Here is a 20,070-nt window from a genome sequence, read left to right as displayed (position 1 = left end):
GTAACGTATGAAAGTGATATACAAAACACTCGCCCTCCTCGTGCTCTCACTGATGCTCTGCGGCTGCAAGGACTTCCTCGGGAATGTCCCCAAGGGCTACCAGATACCGACTAAGGTGGAGGAGTATGAGCTGCTACTCAATGACGACAAGCTGACTTCCCTTGCCTCCTCCGAGTATGATCTGATGGCGGATGAGATCTATGTGCCTGCCGCACTTAATGAGGAGCTCTACTACCAGACGACGCTGAAGAATATGACCCCTGTCTGGAGGCGCATCTATCTCTACCAAGCACCTTTCTATGGTCCTGACAAGCCGGATGTCAATTACGAGTCAGCCTACAGTAGGATCTTTACCTACAACTCCATTCTCACCGGACTGAAAACAGCCTCCGGAGACGAGACAGAGATGTCTCGAGTCCGTGCGGAGGCACTTGTCGGTCGTGCGCTGGAGTATCTGACCCTCGTCGGCATCTATGGCCCGTCGTATGATAAAGAGCGTGCTGCAGAGACTAAGACGATTGCTCTGCTCACCGATAACGACATCAATCATAAGGATCTCTCGCCCGCTACTCAGGAGAAAGTTTACCGCCAGATCATCGCAGACCTGACGGAGGCACTGCCTGCTCTGCCCGACCAGCCCTCCGGTAATGCGTACCGTATGTGTAAGGGAGCAGGCTACGGCATCTTCGCCCGCGCCGCCTGGCAGATGAGGGACTACGAGACAGCGCTTAAGTATGCCCGTAAAGCACTGGAGACTAAGAGCGAACTGGTAGACTACAAGTCGCTTGACTTTAACGAGGGAGAGTGGCAGGCCGGGGTGCGCAATAACTACCCTGAGGCTCTCCTCAATCCGGAGAACATCCTCATCCGTCATCTCTCGCCTCTCGGTGGTCTCGATGAGTATGTCCTTGTTAGTCATGAGACTATTGGTCTCTTCGAGGGAACAAAGGATCGACGCCGTGAGCTCTTCATCACGAGTGTACCTGGAGGAAGTGCTGAGAGTTGTCCGCCGGGAGAGCTGGTCTGGAACCCTGCCATCCGCCCCAATGTCGGCATCTCCACCCCTGAGATGTACCTTATTGCCGCGGAGTGCGAGGCTCGGGTCGGCAGCAGAGATGAGGCACTTCGTCTCCTCAATCATCTGCGCGACTACCGCATCGTGGACAATAAGCCCCTCCGGATCAGTGACAAGACCGAGCTCATCCGGGCGGTGCTCGATGAGCGTCAGAGAGAGTTTCTCTTCCGTGGCTTCTTCCGCATCGTCGACCTGAAGCGACGCGCTCAGGATCCCGACTTTGCTGTCACCGTCACCCACCATGACGAGCAGGGCAACCCGGTCGTTGCCTCGCCCTCCTCACCGGACTACCTGAGGGTGCCACTTCCCGCCAAGGTACTTGCCTTCTGGGAGCATCAGAAGTAACATCAAGGTGGTCATACTACCTATGGATGAGGAGACCTCCGGGCTATCGGATGTCTCCTCATCGCATAGGTGGGCTTAGGTGAAGTGGCGGGGTGATCCTGTGAGCAGCCCTTCGAGGAGGACTCCATCTCGAGGAGGCGGGAAAGGATGACAAAAAGGGTACCTTTGTGGCGAAAATACAAGGACTATGACAGCTGTATATCATACGGTGACGCTTGACAATGGCTTGCGGTGCGCTCTCCTGCCCACCCGGAGCCGAGTGGTGTGGTGTGGCTTTGGGATCCACTCCGGGAGTCGAGACGATCCTGAGGAGTTGCCGGGGCTTGCCCACTTTGTCGAGCACACCATATTCAAGGGGACGATCCATCGCCGTGCGGATCACATCCGCAATCGGATGGAAGTGGTGGGTGGCTCCATTGACGCCTATACCACCAAGGATGAGACGGTCGTCTATACCGTCGGTCCGCGAGGCGAAGTATCCCGCGCCGTGGAGCTGCTCGGAGACCTGATCCGGCACAGCACCTTCCCTGACAAGGAGCTGGAGCCGGAGCGGGGCGTAGTCCGTGATGAGATCAACCTCTACCGGGATACGCCCTCGGACCGGATCTTCGACGAGTGGGACGAGCGCTTCTTCCGTGATCGGACCCTCGCCCATCCCATCCTCGGTGACACTCGGAGCCTCGACAGGATGCGGCGGGAGGATCTGCTGAGCTATGCGGAGCGCACCTTTCGTCCCGAGAGACTCCTCTTCTTCGTGATGGGGCAGGTGACGCCTAAGCGCTTCGAGGAGCTCTGTCGCCGGTATCTCTCGGAGCCTTTCTCCTCCGAGGTGAAGCCCTCTACTCGTCCGGAGCTGTCGCTTCCCATAGCCCTTGCCGACGAGACGCCCTACATCGTCCACAGCCGCACCCACCAGGCGCATACGCTCCTTGGTGGTCTCGGTGCTACCTACAATGACCCCGACAGAGCTGCGCAGAACCTTCTCCTGCAGCTCTTGGCCGGTGATGGAATGAATACCCTCCTGAATGTCGAGCTTCGGGAACGCCGCGGCTGGGTCTACAATGTCGAGGCCTCTGTCACCTGCTTCCCCGACGTGGGCTGGTGGCAGATCTACTTCGGCAGCGATGACGACCATGCCGAGGAGGCGCTGCGTATCGTCCTCGAGGAGCTTGATCGCTTGATGCAGGAGCCTCTCCGTGAGCAGGTGCTGAGAGCGTGGAAAAAGCAGACGAAGGGGCTTGCCCTCGTCTCCTCCGAGCAGTCGGAGTCCACCTTCCTCTCCTTTGGTCGCCAGATGCTTCTCCGTGGTCGGTATGAGACACTGGAGGAGTACTTCGATCGCATTGACTCGGTCACGACGGAGAGTCTAATGGAGACGGCTCGTCGCCTTTTTGCCCACCCGTTTACACTGATATATAATGGTAAGAAATAAGCTAACCCTTCTCCCCTGCCTCCTGAGCCTGATCTTGATGTCCGCCTCCTGCGGGGGAAAGAATGAGAGCAGTCGCGAGACCACCACTGAGGGAGAGACCCGGGTGGTGGCGGAGACGCCTTTCTCAGCCGACTCCGCCTACGCTGCCGTGGCGCATCAGGTCGCCTTTGGTCCCCGTGTACCGGGGAGTGAGGCGCATAAGCAGTGCGCTGCCTTCCTCTCGGCGGAGTTGGCCCGCTATGGTCTCGATGTGATCGAGCAGCCGATGACCCTGACCGCCTACGATGGCACCCGGCTGGAGTGCGTCAATATCATCGGTCGGTATCGTCCCGAGGCATCGGAGCGGATCCTGCTCTTTGCCCACTGGGACACGCGTCCCTATGCGGATGCGGAGAGCGACCCCGCCAAGTGGCACACCCCGATCGATGGTGCCAACGACGGCGGGTCGGGTGTCGGTGTGCTGCTGGAGATCGGGCGGCTCCTGCAGACGAAGGGGCTGCGTGAGGGGCTGGGCGTGGACATCATCTTCTTTGACGCAGAGGACTATGGAGTGCCACAGTTTGCCGAGTATGACGGCGACACGGAGAAGACTTGGGGCTTGGGTGCTCAGTACTGGGCCAAGAATCCCCATACGCCCGACTACCGAGCAGACCTTGGCATCCTCCTCGATATGGTCGGCGGTGAGGGGGCGGCATTCTATCGCGAGTACTTCTCGCAGGAGAGTGCCGGTCGCGCTGTGACGGAGGTGTGGCAGACGGCCCACGACCTGGGGCACGGGAGCTACTTCCACAATGCTGTGGGGGGTGGCTTGGTGGATGACCACGTCTTCGTGATCCGTCACCGCCGCATCCCCTGCCTTGACATCGTCGACTACGACCCGGCACGCGCGACGGGATTTCCTGCCACCTGGCACACCCTCGACGATACCATGGAGCACATCAGCCGAGAGACACTGCAGGCGGTAGGCTCCACGGTCTGGACTGTGCTGACGAAGAAATGAATGAGTAGATAAGTGAGAGAAAAAAATGACTATCAACGAGATACAAGACGAGATCATCGGCGACTTTGAGCTCACCGATGACTGGATGGAGCGCTACGAGATGATCATCGAGATGGGGAATGACCTCCCACCCTTCCCCGATGAGGAGAAGACTCCCGAGCATATCATCGAGGGGTGCCAGAGCCGCGTGTGGGTGGTGGGTCACCCTCAGCCCGATGGAACGATCCACTACGAGGCGGACTCCGATGCCATCATCGTCAAGGGGATCATCGCCCTCCTCCTCCGTGTCGTCGACCGACAGCCGGCAAAGGAGGTGGCTGAGGCTGACCTCTACTTCATCGACAAGATCGGGCTGAAGGAGAATCTCTCCCCCACGAGATCCAATGGTGTCCTCGCCATGATCCGCGACATCAAGCTCATCGCTGCCGCCTCTCTCGTCAAGTAAGGTAATGAAGATCATAGCCGAAGCCTCCATCCCCTATCTCAGAGGGGTGCTGGATGAGCTGGGTGAGGTCCGCTATCTCCCCAATCCTGAGATCACTCCTGAGGCGGTGCATGATGCCGACTGGCTCATCGTACGGAGCATCACGAAGTGCACTCGAGAGCTCCTCGAGGGCTCCTGCGTCAAGCTCATCACCTCCGCCACGATCGGCATCGATCACATCGACATCGACTTCTGTGAGGAGGCAGGGATCACCTGGTATAACGCCCCCGGCTGCAACGCTCAGTCAGTAGGTCAGTATGTCGGCTGCTCGCTCGCCCGCTGCTGCAGCGAGAAGGGAGGTAGCCTTGTGGGCAAGACCTACGGCATCGTCGGTGCCGGTCATACCGGTATGGCGGCAGCGCACTACGCTAAGGTGCTGGGTATGGAGGTGCTGCTCAATGATCCTCCGCGAGCAGACGAGGAGGGTAGGGGGAAGTTTGTCTCCCTCCAGACACTGGCCGATGAGTGCGACTACATTGACCTGCATGTCCCGCTCACCTATGACGGTGACTATCCCACCTACCACTTGGTGGACAGCACTTTTATCAAGAGTCTTCGCCGGATGCCTGTCCTCATCAATGCCTGTCGCGGTGGGGTCACGGACACCTCCGCTCTGCTGATGGGACTGCGAGATCGCCGTCTCTCCAACGTCATCATCGACTGCTGGGAGGGGGAGCCACATCCCTCACCGGAGCTGGTGGAGGCGGCCTGGCAGGCGACGCCGCACATCGCCGGCTTCAGTGCGGATGGCAAGGCCAATGGCGCCCGAACCTGCCTCCTCTGGGGGCTTCGCTTCTTTGGCCTCACCTCGAGCCGTGTCGATAAGATCCGCCCCGAGCCACCGGTGAATCCCCTCATTGATCTCAACGACTTTGAGGAGGGTAAGCGCATTTGGGGGGCGATGCTCCGTACTTTTGATCCCAAGAAGGTGGATGAGGAGTTTCGCCGGAGATACGACACCGACTTTGAGGCGATGCGGAGCGAGTACCCCTTCCCGCGCGAGCCAAGGGCCTATGTGGTCACCAACTATCGTCCCGAGGAGGGACAGATCCTCTCAGCGCTTGGCTTCGCCCTCCGCCCGTAATTATAGAACTGGTTGAGGGGGGGTAAAAAACGCTCCCGCCACAGGGAATAGATCACCTCGGATGAGAGACAAATCTAATACCGATATTAGGCGCGTCTAATATCGGTATTAGATTTGTCTAATATCGGTATTAGTTAGACTGCAGTTTTGGTGGGTTTTGTGCCCTCCTCGTCCCCGGACTGCAGGTGACATCGTCCTCTTTTGCATTCTATAAGAATAGGATGTGTCCACAACTCACAGAAATAAGGTAACTTTGCCCGAAGTGACCGGACTCCCTCTTGCCCATCGTGCGCAGGGGAGGGTCACTCCGATGATATTCAGTAGATAAACCAAGTCACAGGACTCATGTCTATACGTAGCCGTAAGCCGGTCGGACCGGTCTCAGCTCTTCTCTTGCTCGTAATGCTCCTATACTCCTGTAATCAGGATATGGGAGACTATGTCCGTCCGGTCTATACCGACTACACGGTGCCGGGTCAGGTGGTCCTTACCTTCCCTAAGGTCAATGGTAAGCAGCTCCCTGCAGCCCGCTTCAGCATTGACCACATCAACCACCGGATATACAATAAGACGCCCCTCCCCTATGGATCGGAGATTGACTCCGCCTACCTCTCCATGGCCGTGAGCAACCAGCTTAAGGTCACGCTCCGTAACCTGAGCACCGACAAGAGGGTCGCGTGGAATATGGTCGGCAGCGACACGACGCTGATCAGCTTTAAGGGCGGACGGATGGAGCTGACGATCCAGACGGATAAGAAAAAGGACAATCAGTCGGTCACCTACGACTTCCGTGTACTCACCTATGGGTACGACCCCAATAAGATTGTCTGGACTGATATGTCCAATGGTCTCCCGATAGCGACGGAGGAGACCCGCATGGTCGTCCTGCCGGGCGACAGGCGCTACCTCCTTAGTCGGCTCGGGAGGGAGACCTCTCTCCTTGAGATCTCGACCCTCGATCCACTCGTCATACGTCAGGTCACGGAGGCCCACCTGCCTGAGGGCCTGAGGCCTTATACCGCCTACACCTCGCCTAAGGGCGATACTTGGGCGCTGGATGCCGAGGGACACCTCTTTTCCTCCTCCGATCTCAAGACGTGGCTCCCCGCCACTCCTGCAGGTGTTACGGTGACGCAGCTCCTGAGTGTCAGGACTGGGGCGGTCTATATGGTGGGAACTGAGGATGGTAAGGCCTACTCGATCTATCAGCTCGATAAGCAGAGTAAGGTCACATCAGTGGTCGAGCAGGTGAGGGAGATGTTCCCGGTCCGCGACAGCTATGTCTATGAGTATGAGATCGCCTCGACGCCTCACATGCTCCTCTTCGGTGGTTCGCTTGCCTCCGGTCTCCCTATCAGCACCGGCTTTTTCTCCTCCGACTTAGTGGAGTGGGGCGCACTGCCCTCCAAGGTGGTCTACCCCTACAAGGGTGCTCTCTACGTCACCACGACCGACCGTGAGACGCTCTATCGTATCGGTGGAGTATATGATAAAGGTCCTCAGTCTACTATCTACAAGAGTGACGACAATGGGGTCACCTGGACCCGGATGGAGACCGAGAAGGCTCCGGGTAAGGACTTCCTCCCGATCTCTCATGCAGGTGGATACTACTACGAGTCGCCTAAGGGGGAGAGCCTCTTCATCTTCGGTGGCCGAGTGGGACACGACGAAGAGCCAACGCGCCGTGTCTGGCGCGGGACGATCGATCGCTCCGCCGGCATCATCAATGATTTCACTCAGAAGTAAGACATACGTATGTCCTCTCCCGCCGATACGCTCTTAGCTCAGCTCGACCCTGATCGCATCCCCGCTCACGTTGCCATAATTATGGATGGCAATGGTCGCTGGGCTCGTGAGAGGGGTCTCGAGCGAAGAGACGGACATCGTGCCGGTGTGCAGTCGGTCAGTCGCATCGTCCGTGCTGCTGCCCGCTGCGGGATACGCTACCTGACGCTCTACACCTTCTCCACAGAGAACTGGCGCCGCCCCAAGGCTGAGGTCGATGCGCTGATGACCCTGCTGGTCCGCTCTGCGGTAGAGGAGCTCGCCACGCTGGAGGAGAATAACGTCCGCCTGCGTACCATCGGGGACCTCGAGGGGCTGCCCGAGGAGCCGAGGGAGGCTCTTATGGGGCTGGTGGAGAGTACGAAGTCAAATACCGGCATCACTCTCGTGCTTGCCGTCAATTACTCCTCACGCTCCGAGCTGACCAGGGCTTTCAATAGGCTCCTGAGTGAGCGTCACGGAAGTGTAGAGCCCATCACACCGCATGACATCTGCACGCACCTCGACCTGCCCGACCTGCCGGATCCCGACCTACTGATCCGCACCGGTGGGGAGTGTCGGGTCAGCAATTTCCTCCTCTGGCAGCTCGCCTATACCGAGCTGTATTTCTGCGACTGCTACTGGCCTGATTTCGATGCAGCAGACCTCTACCGTGCCCTCATCGACTATCAGTCTCGTCAGCGACGATTCGGTCGCACCGGCGATCAGGTGGTCGATGTCGACTGCGGTGATAAGACCTCCGACCACTCCTGATGATCTCCACGCACCGCTATATATCCCCTTCCCGGGAAGAAACGCTTCATCCTAACGCATGAATATCCTACCCTCACCGCTTCGCTGCCTATTTCCTATGACAAGAAGCCTGAATACCACACCCTCACGGCTGCTCGCCCTCATTGCTGCTCTGCTCGTCAGTGGCGTTGCCATAGCACAGTCGGAGCACACGATCGCCTCATCGGACAGCCTGGCAGCTCTGCCGGATGTCTCCTACACCCGCCCCGTCTCGAGAGTAATCGCCGGGCTGAGGGTGGTCGGCAATGAGAGCTACGAGGATGTGGTGGTGCGCAACGTCTCCGGTCTCCGTGTCGGTCAGCGGGTTACCGTGCCGGGTGAGGAGATCAGCCAAGCGGTACGCAACTATCTCCGCAATGGACTTTTCTCCAACGTCCGCATCGATGCCGACCGCATGGAGGGGGACTCGGTGTGGCTCTCAATCCATATCACTGAGCGGCCACGCCTGACACGCTTTGAGATAAATGGGGTGAAGAAGAGCGAGGAGAAGGATCTCCGCACTGGTCGGCTCCAGCCACTCGCTCAAGGGACCTTTATCACTCCTAATATCCTCGACCGATCCGAGATAGAGATCAAGCGCTTCTACGACGCCAAGGGATTTAGCAACATCGAAGTACACACCTCCGTCCTCGAGGACAACTCTCGCCCCGGCTATGTGGTGGTGATCTTTGATGTCAATAAGAATGCGAAGACGAAGATCTCGACCATCAACTTCATCGGTAACGAGATGCTGAGCGACAACGCCCTGAGGCGCGCCATGAAGAAGACGAATGAGGTCTTCAATCTCTCCAAGCGCCCCTGGAGCAGTATCCTCGAGATCTTTGGCACCAAGAAATATGTCGAGAAGGAGTACAAGGAGGACCTGAAGAATATCCTCAAGGCCTATCACGCCAAGGGTTACCGCGACGCTGAGATCCTTCGCGATACGATCTATATGGCGGACGACGGGAAGAAGATCAATATCGACATCGAGGTCTACGAGGGACCGAAGTATTACATCAAAGCGATCAACTTCGTCGGTAATACCAAGTACCCGACCCTCCAGCTCCAGCAGGTCCTCGGCATGCGCCCCGGCGATGTCTACAATCAGAAGAAGCTGATGGAGCGTATCTCTCAGGATGAGGATGCGGTCTCCAACCTATACTCCAATAACGGCTACCTCTTTGCCTACATGGTACCCGTGGAGACCGAGGTGAAGGGAGACTCCGTTGCCCTCGACATCCGCATCCACGAGGGCAAGCCGGCGACGATCAATAAGGTGGCGATCCGAGGCAACTCGCAGATCTACGATGAGGTGGTTCGCCGCGAGCTCTACACAAAGCCGGGCATGCTCTTCAATCGCGACTACGTCATGCGCTCCATGCGTATGATCGCTCAGATGGGCCACTTCGACCAAGAGAAGATCGTCCCCAATATTGTCCCTCACGAGGAGAACGGTACCGTGGACATCGAGTGGCAGCTCACGCCGAAGTCCAATGATCAGGTCCAGCTGTCGATGGGATGGAGCCAGACCGGCCTACTGCTGATGGCGGGACTGAAGTTTACCAACTTCTCCCTCCGCAACTTGCTTGATCGCTCCACTTACCACAACTTCCTCCCCCGTGGTGACGGACAGACGCTCTCGCTCAATGTTCAGACTAATGCCCGCTACTACCAGAGCTACGGCATCAGCTTCATGGATCCCTGGTTTGGGCGCAAGCGCCCCAATATGTTCAGCGTCTCGGTCTCGTACTCCCGTCAGACAGACATCAACCGCCGATTCTACTCCGGTCAGCAGCAGAGTCTGATGAATAGCTACGGCGGCTATGGATACGGTTATCCCGGAGGCTATGGCTACGGCATGGGCTATCCGGGTGGGTACGGCTACGGTATGGGCTACCCCGGAGGATACGGCTACGGAGGTATGGGTGGCTACGGTATGGGGTACTACAATCAGTACTACCGTGAGGCGATGACCAACCTCTACGAGCGCGCTCTTGACCCGGATAAGACCCTCGACATGCTTCGCTTCAATATCGGCTACGGTAAGCGACTCACCTGGCCGGATGACAACTGGCAAGTCTCCCTCGGGCTGACCTACAATATGTACCGGATGCACAACTGGGGCTCCTACTATTACAGCTTCGGTATGGAGAATGGTGTCGCCAATGACATCAACCTCTCGCTCAATCTCTCACGCTCCTCGATCGACAACCCGATCTACACCCGTCGAGGCTCCAGCTTCGCCTTCGAGGCGCAGTCGACCCTGCCGTACTCCCTCTGGGATGGCGTCGACTACTCCGACCCGAAGCTCTCTGATGCCGACCGCTACCGCTTCATCGAGTACTATAAGGTGAAGGGCAAGGCTCAGCTTTTTATCCCCCTTATGGACCCGATCAATACCAAGCGCACCCCCGTCCTGATGGCGAGTGCAGAGTCCGGTACGATCGGCTCCTTCAGCCCCTATAAGCGCTCTCCCTTCGGCACCTACTATATGGGTGGTGACGGTATGTCCTCCTACTACGGGTACCTCAATGAGATGATCGGTCTTCGCGGCTACCGCAACGGCTCCATCTCCGGTGCCAGCGGGCGCGGTGCCTATGTCTACTCCAAGGTTTTTATGGAGCTCCGGTATCCGGTGATCTTTGAGAATCAGGCAACGATCTGGGTACTCGGCTTTGCTGAGGCCGGTAACGCCTGGGAGTACCAGAAGGACTTTAATCCCTTCCAGCTTAAACGTTCTGCCGGTCTGGGCGTCAGAATAATGCTACCGCAGCTTGGTCTGATGGGTATTGACTGGGGCTACGGCTTCGATGCCCCGGACGGGTCTGCTCAGATCGGAGGCAGCAATGTCCACTTCGTCCTCGGTCAGCAATTCTGATCCCGGGCGTTAGATACAACCTACATTAAGACAGTAAGCATTATGAAAGAGATAAGAAAAACGGCTCTCCTCGCACTCGTTGCCCTCATGACATCAGTCGGGATGACGCTCCCCTCTCAGGCGCAGGACTACATCACCTATGCTCTGGTGGATATGCAGTATATCCTCACCAATATCCCTCAGTACAAGGAGGCAACAGAGCAGCTGCAGGAGACCGCCAAGGGCTACACAGCTGAGGTGAAGAAGCTCCAGGATCAGGCAGGCACACTCTATGCCGACTACCGTAAGCAGATGGGCTCCCTCTCCGCTGACCAGCGCGCCTCTCGTGAAAAGCAGATCGTTGAGCTGGAGAATCGCGCTGCTGAGCTACAGCAGAAGTACTTCGGTCCCAAGGGTGAGATGGCGAAGCTCCAGGAGCAGCGCATCAAGCCGATCCAGGACAAGGTCTACGAGGCGATCAAGCTCTACAGCCGCAAGTATGGTGTCTATATGGTCCTCGACCGCGCTGCCGGCATGGGTACCATCGTCTATGCCGATCCCGCCGCAGATATCAGCAATGACATCCTGAAGATCCTTGGCATCTCTGTGAAATAACGTACCTTTGTGCGTCTCATAATCCTGAATATAAATCAATAACGTAAGATACATTTTCATGAAAAGAACGTTTCTCATCCTCTGTGCCGCGCTCCTCTTCCCCATCTTTGCCGGTGCTCAGAGCCACAAGATTGGTATCGTAGACTCTCAGAAGGTACTCAGCGAGATGCCTGAGATGAAGTCCATGCAGTCTGAGCTCGACAACCTCGCCAAGAAGTACGAGGATACCCTCGTGCAGCTGCAGAAGGAGTTTCAGACCAAGTACCAAGACTTCGTCAAGGAGCAGGAGACTATGGTCGAGTCCATCAAGAGCCGTAAGCAGCAGGAGCTGGAGGACCTCTCCAAGCGCATCCAGGACCTCAATAACGTGGCCCAGCAGGATATGCAGAAGAAGCAGGTAGAGCTCTTCGCCCCCATCCAGACCAAGCTTCGTGAGGCGATCAATAAGGTCGGCAACGATGGTGGCTTCACCTATATTATGGACGCCAGCCAGATGCTCTATGTCGGCAACGGCAGTGAGGATGTCACCTCTCTCGTGAAGTCTAAGCTCGGTCTCTGATAGCAATCCGAGCTCACCGCTCGCACCTTCACACGAAGGTCACACTGATAAGTCATCCCCGATAGGTCACGCACCTCTCGGGGATGTTTTTTTATCCACGATGCTGCTGACCCCGATCGCCCCACCTCCTGTGGCGCAGGGTGAGACCGGACGATCGAAAATCACTAAATTTGCCGTAAGACCCTGAGGGGAGGTTTTCTCACCACAGAATAGAATAACTGACAGTAGGCTGCTAACCATGGCAAAAGTGAAGGAGACACCGATGATGTCTCAGTACAACCGGTTTAAGAGGAAGTACCCTGACGCAATACTGCTCTTCCGCGTCGGGGACTTCTACGAGACATTCTCCGATGATGCCGTCACCGCTTCCCAGCTACTGGGGATTACTCTGACCAAGCGGTCCAATGGTGGCGCCTCTGAGGTCCCTCTCGCCGGCTTCCCTTACCATGCACTCGACGTCTACCTGCCTAAGCTGGTATCGCAGGGGAAGAGAGTCGCCATCTGCGACCAGATCGAGGATCCCAAGCTCACCAAGACTCTGGTAAAGCGGGACGTGACGGAGCTGGTGACGCCGGGACTGACGATGGAGGATACGGTGCTGGATGCCGGGACCAATAACTTCCTCGGTGCCTTGGTGTCGAAGGGCGGGCGCACCGGTGCCGCATTCCTTGATCTCTCCACGGGCGAGTTTTGCACCGCTGAGGGTGTCGAGGAGGATGTGGCGAAGATGGTCGTCTCCTTTGGCCCTAAGGAGATCCTCCTGGAGCGGGGTCGGGAGGCATCTGTGGCTGCCGCCATGGGGGAGCAGTGGCACTACTACCCCCTCGAGGACTGGGTCTTCACCGTCGACTACGGCAGGGAGCGACTCGAGAGGCACTTCAATACCCGCACCCTTAAGGGCTTCGGCATAGAGGAGAAACCACTCGCCATCATCGCCTGCGGGGCGATCCTTTACTACCTCGAGGCGACGAAGCACACCCAACTGAGTCATGTGACGACGCTTCACCTGATCGAGGAGGACCACTTTGTCCGACTGGACAATTTCACTCGGCGCAACCTTGAGATCATGCGCCCGCTCACGGAGGACGGCTCCTGCCTCCTGCAGGTGCTGGATCATACGCATACCCCGATGGGTGGCCGTCTGCTGAAGCGCTGGCTCTCCTTCCCACTCCTTGACCTGCATGAGATCGAGCGACGCCAGACCTGTGTGGCTGCCTTCTATGAGCAGTCGGAGCTGTCCCGCTCAGTGGCGGATCACTTGGCCGGCATAGGTGACCTGGAGCGACTGGCAAGCAAGGTGGCAGTGGGTCGCATCTCGCCCCGTGAGCTACTCCAGACGGCAGCCGGGCTGCGACTGATACGCCCGATGATGAGTCTCCTCACCGACTCAGGTGAGCAGGCACTCTGCGAGCTGTCACTCAGGCTCGACCCGGCGGAGGAGTTGGCATCAAAGATCGAGCAGTCCATCGACCCCGATGCACCGGCACAGGTGGGCAAGGGAAGGGTGATCCGTGCTGGCGTGAGCAGCCGTTTGGATGAGTTGCGTGCCATCGCCGGTGGGGGAAAGAAGTACCTCCTCGAGATGCGCGAGCGGGAGAGTCGTGAGACCGGGATCCCCTCGCTGAAGATTGCCTTCAATAACGTCTTTGGCTACTACATCGAGGTGACCAATGCGCACAAGGATAAGGTGCCGGAGGACTGGATCCGAAAGCAGACCTTAGTCAATAGCGAGCGATACATCACCCCGGAGCTGAAGGAGTATGAGCAGAAGATCCTCGGTGCCGAGGAGCGGATCAGCATCCTCGAGGCAGAGCTTTACCAGGATCTGATCCGGGAGGTGATGGGGCATATCCGCGTCCTGCAGAGCAATGCAGCAGCCCTCTCAGAGATCGACGTGCTGAGTACCTTTGCTTACGATGCGGTTACATACGATTACCACCGTCCGGTGGTGGACCGAAGCGCTGTCATTGACATCAAGGAGGGGCGCCATCCCGTGATAGAGCGGATGATGCCACCGGGCGAGGAGTATATCCCCAATGACGTCTTCTGCGACCCGGAGACAGACCAGATCATGGTGATTACCGGACCCAATATGTCGGGTAAGAGCGCACTCCTGAGGCAGACCGCCCTGATTGTGCTGATGGCTCAGGTGGGCTCCTTTGTCCCGGCACGTGAGGCACGTCTCGGCATCGTGGATCGGATCTTCACCCGCGTGGGGGCATCGGACAACATCTCGCGTGGCGAGAGTACGTTTATGGTCGAGATGACCGAGTCGGCGATCATCCTCAATAACATCACCCCCAATAGCCTCGTCCTCGTGGATGAGCTGGGGCGCGGCACCTCCACCTACGATGGCATCTCGCTGGCACAGGCGATCGTGGAGTATCTGCACAATAATCATCGCGCTCACCCTAAGACCCTCTTTGCCACCCACTACCACGAGCTAAACGAGCTGGAGGGTGTCCTGCCGAGGATCCGAAACTATAATGTCTCTGTGAAAGAGGCCGATGGCAAGGTGATTTTCCTCAGGAAACTGGTTCCCGGAGGCTGCGAGCATAGCTTCGGCATCCATGTGGCACGGATGGCGGGGATGCCGCGCGAGATCGTGAGCCGGGCTGAGGAGATCCTCAGTCAGCTTGAGCGCAAGGCGGGACACGGATCTCCATCATCCGTTGCCGCTGACGAGACCACCGATGGTCCGATGAAGCTCAGCTTCTTCCAGCTCGACGACCCGACCCTCTCCGCGATCCGCGATGAGATCAAGGGGCTCGACATCGACAACCTTACCCCCCTCGAGGCTCTCAATAAGCTCTCTGACATTCGCCGCTTGATAGGGATGAAGTGACCTTACGAGGCTACTCCTCGGCCCACATAATGGACTTTGACAGACCATTTGTATTACTGCACGATCTGTCTTTTCAGGCAAACTTTCGCAAGAAATAAATTATTTGTAGTATATTTGCCCGAAATATGGGAATTGTACCGAATAAGAATATTTTGCGCGAGGAGGCAGTAGCAGGTCGTCAGTCCTCTGCGCACCGGACGATGCCGATGACCAAGGGGCTGCTTGCCCTCTCGCCCCTCCTCTTTTTCCTCATTTTTTACCTCGGAGTCAGCCTGCTGGTCCGCGACTTCTATGCCGTCTCGATCACGGTCGCCTTTTGCCTTACGGCGATCTATGCGATGGTGTTGCCTGACGGACACTCTCTTGAGAGACGCTTAGAGATCTTTGCCCGAGGGGCGGGCGATAGTAACGTCTTGCTTATGATCTGGGTCTTCATCCTTGCGGGGATATTCTCCTCTGTGGCACAAGCGATCGGAGCCATCGATGCGACGGTGGGACTGCTGCTCTCACTGCTCCCGTCGAGGGTAATGTATGCGGGGCTATTTGTCGTCAGCTGCTTCATCTCCTTTGCCCTCGGATCGAGTGTCGGTACGATCGCTGCTCTCGTACCAATAGCGAGTGGGATGGCAACGGAGATGGGCGGAGGCGCCGGGCTGATCACGGCGATCATCGTCGGTGGTGCATTCTTCGGCGACAATCTCTCATTCATCTCTGACACCACCATAGCCGCCACCCGCACGATTGGCGTGCGGATGAGGGATAAGTTTCGCGCCAATGTCCTGATAGCACTACCGGCTGCCCTACTCACGCTCCTGCTCTACCTGATGCTCGGTCAGGAAGTGCCGGAGGCGATGGTCAGCACCACCGGCTCGTGGTATCTGATGCTGCCCTACCTGGCTGTGATCCTCCTCGCCGTCAGTGGGGTAAATGTCCTAGTCGCCCTGACCGCAGGCATCCTCCTCTCGGTGCTGGTGGGTCTCGGTAGCGGCTCCATCACCTCGGTCGGAGTGATGACGACAGCAGGCAAGGGGATCGCCGGGATGAGCGACCTGATCATCGTGACGCTGCTTGCCGGCGGCTTGCTGGAGCTGATCCGTCAGCGGGGCGGGATAGACTTCATCGTCGAGCGCCTGACAAAGCGTGTGTCCGGAAAGAGGTCGGGCGAGCTCTCCTTCGCCGCCCTTGTGGGGATGGCTAATGCCTGCACGGCCAATAATACCATCGCCATCCTGACCACCGGCGGGATCGTGCGAGACCTCGGCGCGAGGCTGGATGTCGACCCACGGCGGACAGCCAGCATCCTCGACATTACCTCCTGCATCGTGCAGGCTGTCCTCCCCTATGGCGCTCAGATGCTGATCGCCTCGGGGCTCACAGGGCTCTCCGTGACGGAAGTCCTCCCCTCCATGTACTACCCGATGATCCTCTCCGGGGTACTCCTGCTCTCGATCCTCCTTCGCTTCCCTTATCCGGGGCGGAATGCCTTGCCTCAGGTCACCTACCGCTCAAAGCCGGAGCGCGCCGGCACTCCGGCATCGTAGTAGTGCTTGACGCACTGCATATCGGTCACTAAGTCTGCAGCGGCGATCAAGTCTGCCGGGGCATAGCGCCCTGTGCAGATCACCTCCACGTGTGGCTCTCGGGCACGGATCACCTCGAGCAGCTCCTCCACGGTGAAGAAGTGGAAGTAGAGCGCTATCGTCACCTCATCCAGCACCACCACATCCCACTCCCCCGTCGACATCACCTCCGCCGCCCGAGCCAGCCCCTCCCGACCGTGGCGCACATCCTCCTCCGATGGCTCGTGGATCAGTGCGCATCCGAGACCAAATTGCTCAAAGTGAATCGACGGCAGCAGCTCCTCTATCCGGCACTCGTGATACCGCATACTCTTGACGAATTGCCCCACGAAGACCCGCTTCCCGGCCAAGGCAGCACGCACCGCCAGCCCGATGGCAGCGGTGGTCTTCCCCTTCCCATCTCCGGTGTATACCTGGAGGTATCCTTTCTTCTCTCTCATAATAGCTCTTCTCTCCGCTTGACGAAAACAAAAGTAGTAAATGTCAGATTGATAGACAATCTTGCGATGCCAACAGACCTTGACGAGTCAATGATGGTCCTTTAGGTGGTAGGGATGTGGCGGTTTTTGGCTAAATTTATCCCATCAAAAACGGAATAGATAAAAACACACACCTTAGACTATGGCTGAACTTCATCCCACCGAACTCTATGTCGACCGCGAGATCAAGCTCGATGATGACAATTACGTGGATCGAGATGAGAGCTGGATGTACTTCAATCACCGCATCCTCTTTGAGGCCCAGCGGGAGGATATCCCTCTCTTAGAGCGGGTCCACTTCCTCGGTATTTACTCGAATAACCTTGACGAATTCTTCCGCGTCCGCGTCGCCTCGATCCAGCGCAATATCGAGGATGACGACAGCGGGTCCGGCAAGGTCAAGCGGAGCAAGAAGCTACTCTCCAAGATCTATGAGCTCAACGAAGCGTACAAGCAGGAGGTGGACCGGACCTTCCGCAGACTGATGAAGGAGCTCTGGGAGGAGCATATCCATGTGGTCGATGAGACGATGCTGACGCCCGAGCAGGAGCATCAAGTATTTGACATCTATGCGCGGAAGCTGAGCTCGACGATCAATCCCCTCTTCCTTGATCGCATCCCAGACCCTCAGGAGCAGCTCGATGAGAGCAACTACCTCGCAGTGGACCTGAGGCAGGTCGATGACGAGGGCAAGGTGCAGAGGAGTGACATCGCTGTCATCCGTCTGCCACAGTCCGGGGAGGAGCGCTTCGTCCGACTGCCGGATGACCCGGAGGGGAATAAGTGTGTCATGTTCATCGATGACGTGATCCGGTACAATCTTAAGAACATCTTCGGTGGCCTTCCATACAATAGTTACGAGGGGTATACTTTCAAGTTTACAAAGGACGCCGATGAGGACTTGGTGGAGGACAATTCCTCCCTTGGTCTCCTGCAGCAGGTCTCTCGCGGTCTGAAGAAGCGGAGTCTCGGAGAGACGCTTCGTGTGGTCTATGACCGCAAGATGCCGAAGCAGATCCGGCAGATGCTCTTTGAGACTGCCGACCTGGATAAGAATGATGCCCGCGTCGCCGGGTCGAGGTACCACAATACCCGAGACCTGATGGACTTCCCCGACTGCGGTCGCACCGACCTCCTCTACACCCCGTGGCACCCGATTATCGGTCGGCATGCGGACTTTGAGACCGGTATGCTCGACTCTATCCGGCGTAAAGATCAGTGGCTCCACTTCCCCTACCACAGCTTCGACACCTTTGTCCGGGTGCTGCAGGAGGCGGCGATCAGTGAGGACGTGCAGGAGATCAAGGCGACGATCTACCGCGTGCCGCGCCACTCCTCTGTCGTCAAGGCACTGATGGCGGCAGCGCGCAATGGTAAGGAGGTGACCTGCGTGATCGAGCTGCTGGCGCGATTTAATGAGGAGAGCAACATCTCCTTTGCTCAGAAGATGCGGGACGCCGGCGTGCGGGTGCTCTTTGGACCCGGGTACCTCAAGATCCACAGCAAGCTGGCGCTCATCAAGGCACGGAAGGGCAATATCGCCTGCATCGGCACCGGCAATATGCACGAGGGGAATGCCAAGACCTACACCGACTTCATGATGATGACCTCGCGTCGTGGCATCGTCAATGATGTGGAGCGGGTCTTTGACTTCATCGAGCAGCCCTACCTGGCGACCCACTTCAGGGAGCTAATGGTCTCGCCCAACTCCATGCGCAGCCGCTTCATCCGGCTGATCGACACTGAGACTAGGAATGCGGAGCAGGGACTGCCCGCCTATATTCACGTCAAGGTAAATCACATCGTCGACGAGGAGGTGGTGATGCATCTCTACCAAGCCTCGCAAGCCGGGGTGGAGGTGCGGCTGCTGGTGCGTGGCAATTGCTCCCTCGTGCCCGGGATCAAGGGGGTGAGCGACCATATATCTGTCAATGCGATCATCGACCGCTACTTAGAGCACTCGCGGATCTTCATCTTCTGCAACGGTGGGAGGCCGAAGTACTTCCTCGGCTCCGCCGACTGGATGAGCCGAAACCTGGACCGGCGGGTCGAGGTGGTTACCCCCGTCTACGATCCTGACCTCAAGCGCGAGCTGGAGCTGGTGGTCGACTACGGGCTGCGGGATGTCTCCCAGGGACACTTTGTCAATGAGCAGGGGCGCTGTCCGCGTCGACTGTCGGCTGAGAAGCCGTGGTTCCGCAGCCAGGAGGCTCTCTACCAGCATTATTTGGAGGAAATATAAAGGGATAGCATTATGTTTAAGAAAAAGCACTACGCCGCCATCGATATCGGATCCAATGCGGTCCGCCTGCTCATCAAGTGTCTCACCGATGATCCGGAGCAGCCACTCTCTAAGGTACAGCTCCTCCGCGTCCCCCTCCGTCTCGGTGAGGATGCCTTCGTGAAGGGGAAGATCTCCAAGGGGAAGGCAAAGGACCTGATCCGCCTTATGCTCGCCTACAAGTACCTCATGCAGATCTACGAGGTGTCTCACTATCGGATCTGCGCCACGTCCGCGATGCGCGATGCGACCAATGCCGCCAAGGTAGTCGACGAGGTCGAGGCGGCGACGGGGTTTCGGATCGAGGTGATCTCCGGTGAGGAGGAGGCTCGTCTCGTGGGACACAGCCGGGTAAGACAGCTTGTCCGGGATGAGGAGACCTACTACGTCATGGTGGACGTCGGAGGTGGCTCGACCGAAGTGTCGATCCTGAGGGGGAGCCAAAAGGTGGACTCCCGCTCCTTCAATATCGGTACCGTACGACTGCTGAGTGGTCTGGTCCGCAAGTCGGAGCTGGAGGAGTACCACACGTTCCTCGACTCAATACATGAGCGCTGCGGAGATCTGGAGATCTTCGGCACCGGGGGGAATATCAATCGTCTCGCCAAGATCAATGGCACCCAGACCCCGTGGGGCAAGGAGATCACCACCCCTCAGCTCCACGAGATCTACGACATACTTGAGGGGATGGACCTCGATGAGCGGATGTCAAAGTACGGGATGAAGCCCGACCGCGCCGATGTGATCATCCCGGCGGCTCGCATTTTCATCGCTGCTGCCGACCGCCTCGGGACGACGAAGATTATGGTCCCCAAGCTGGGCCTCGCCGACAGCATCATCGACCGTCTCTACGAGGAGGATGAAGAGTAGGGCGC

Annotated in this window: 15 protein-coding genes; 14 read left to right on the top strand and 1 reads right to left on the bottom strand. The window is 57.7% G+C overall.

The window, feature by feature from the left end; translation table 11 throughout:
- Positions 1 to 7: 7 nt before the first annotated feature.
- The 12 genes from QZR17_RS04585 (at position 8) to QZR17_RS04530 (ending at position 16,396) form a co-directional block, all read left to right on the top strand.
- Positions 8 to 1,420, top strand: a complete 1,413-nt coding sequence (locus QZR17_RS04585) for a RagB/SusD family nutrient uptake outer membrane protein (RefSeq protein WP_297128216.1) — start codon at positions 8 to 10, stop codon at positions 1,418 to 1,420.
- 187 nt (positions 1,421 to 1,607) lie between these two features.
- Complete coding sequence (locus tag QZR17_RS04580; protein ID WP_297128214.1) at positions 1,608 to 2,852, top strand: pitrilysin family protein; 1,245 nt, start codon at positions 1,608 to 1,610, stop codon at positions 2,850 to 2,852.
- Positions 2,839 to 3,852 (top strand): M28 family peptidase, encoded by a 1,014-nt coding sequence (locus QZR17_RS04575; protein WP_297128213.1) that lies wholly within the window; start codon positions 2,839 to 2,841, stop codon positions 3,850 to 3,852. The genes QZR17_RS04580 and QZR17_RS04575 overlap by 14 nt, the downstream gene beginning before the upstream one ends.
- 25 nt (positions 3,853 to 3,877) lie before the next feature.
- Positions 3,878 to 4,297, top strand: coding sequence for a SufE family protein (locus QZR17_RS04570; RefSeq protein WP_297128210.1), 420 nt, complete (start codon positions 3,878 to 3,880; stop codon positions 4,295 to 4,297).
- Between the two features lie 4 nt (positions 4,298 to 4,301).
- Positions 4,302 to 5,420: an NAD(P)-dependent oxidoreductase gene (locus tag QZR17_RS04565; protein WP_297128207.1), complete on the top strand. Its 1,119-nt coding sequence runs from the start codon at positions 4,302 to 4,304 to the stop codon at positions 5,418 to 5,420.
- Between the two features lie 345 nt (positions 5,421 to 5,765).
- The gene (locus QZR17_RS04560) at positions 5,766 to 7,166 is read left to right on the top strand and encodes a DUF6242 domain-containing protein (RefSeq protein WP_297128203.1); all 1,401 of its coding nucleotides are present in this window, start codon (positions 5,766 to 5,768) and stop codon (positions 7,164 to 7,166) included.
- Positions 7,167 to 7,175: 9 nt separating this feature from the next.
- A complete protein-coding gene (gene uppS / locus QZR17_RS04555) occupies positions 7,176 to 7,958 on the top strand; it encodes a polyprenyl diphosphate synthase (RefSeq protein WP_297128200.1) in 783 nt (260 codons plus the stop codon).
- Between the two features lie 97 nt (positions 7,959 to 8,055).
- Positions 8,056 to 10,857 (top strand): outer membrane protein assembly factor BamA, encoded by a 2,802-nt coding sequence (gene bamA, locus QZR17_RS04550; RefSeq protein ID WP_297128197.1) that lies wholly within the window; start codon positions 8,056 to 8,058, stop codon positions 10,855 to 10,857.
- A gap of 42 nt (positions 10,858 to 10,899) precedes the next feature.
- Positions 10,900 to 11,451: an OmpH family outer membrane protein gene (locus QZR17_RS04545; RefSeq protein ID WP_297128193.1), complete on the top strand. Its 552-nt coding sequence runs from the start codon at positions 10,900 to 10,902 to the stop codon at positions 11,449 to 11,451.
- A gap of 58 nt (positions 11,452 to 11,509) precedes the next feature.
- On the top strand, positions 11,510 to 12,010 hold the full coding sequence (locus tag QZR17_RS04540; RefSeq protein WP_296158626.1) for an OmpH family outer membrane protein: 501 nt from the start codon (positions 11,510 to 11,512) through the stop codon (positions 12,008 to 12,010).
- Positions 12,011 to 12,248: 238 nt separating this feature from the next.
- The gene (gene mutS / locus QZR17_RS04535) at positions 12,249 to 14,855 is read left to right on the top strand and encodes a DNA mismatch repair protein MutS (RefSeq protein ID WP_297128190.1); all 2,607 of its coding nucleotides are present in this window, start codon (positions 12,249 to 12,251) and stop codon (positions 14,853 to 14,855) included.
- A gap of 125 nt (positions 14,856 to 14,980) precedes the next feature.
- A complete protein-coding gene (locus QZR17_RS04530; protein ID WP_307983353.1) occupies positions 14,981 to 16,396 on the top strand; it encodes a Na+/H+ antiporter NhaC family protein in 1,416 nt (471 codons plus the stop codon).
- Here the strand turns inward: QZR17_RS04530 and QZR17_RS04525 are convergent.
- The gene (locus QZR17_RS04525; protein ID WP_297128187.1) at positions 16,354 to 16,875 is read right to left on the bottom strand and encodes a cob(I)yrinic acid a,c-diamide adenosyltransferase; all 522 of its coding nucleotides are present in this window, start codon (positions 16,873 to 16,875) and stop codon (positions 16,354 to 16,356) included. The genes QZR17_RS04530 and QZR17_RS04525 overlap by 43 nt on opposite strands.
- 181 nt (positions 16,876 to 17,056) lie before the next feature.
- On the opposite strand from QZR17_RS04525, the gene QZR17_RS04520 reads away from it, so the two are divergent.
- On the top strand, positions 17,057 to 19,156 hold the full coding sequence (locus QZR17_RS04520; RefSeq protein WP_297128182.1) for an RNA degradosome polyphosphate kinase: 2,100 nt from the start codon (positions 17,057 to 17,059) through the stop codon (positions 19,154 to 19,156).
- 12 nt (positions 19,157 to 19,168) lie between these two features.
- Positions 19,169 to 20,065: a Ppx/GppA family phosphatase gene (locus tag QZR17_RS04515; protein ID WP_297128179.1), complete on the top strand. Its 897-nt coding sequence runs from the start codon at positions 19,169 to 19,171 to the stop codon at positions 20,063 to 20,065.
- The last annotated feature ends 5 nt before the right edge of the window (positions 20,066 to 20,070 follow it).

The sequence above is a fragment of the uncultured Porphyromonas sp. genome, assembly GCF_900541275.1.
Classification (GTDB): domain Bacteria; phylum Bacteroidota; class Bacteroidia; order Bacteroidales; family Porphyromonadaceae; genus Porphyromonas_A.
The sequence above is the reverse complement of the archived record's forward strand: the minus strand, read 5'-3'. Positions and strand labels throughout refer to the sequence as shown.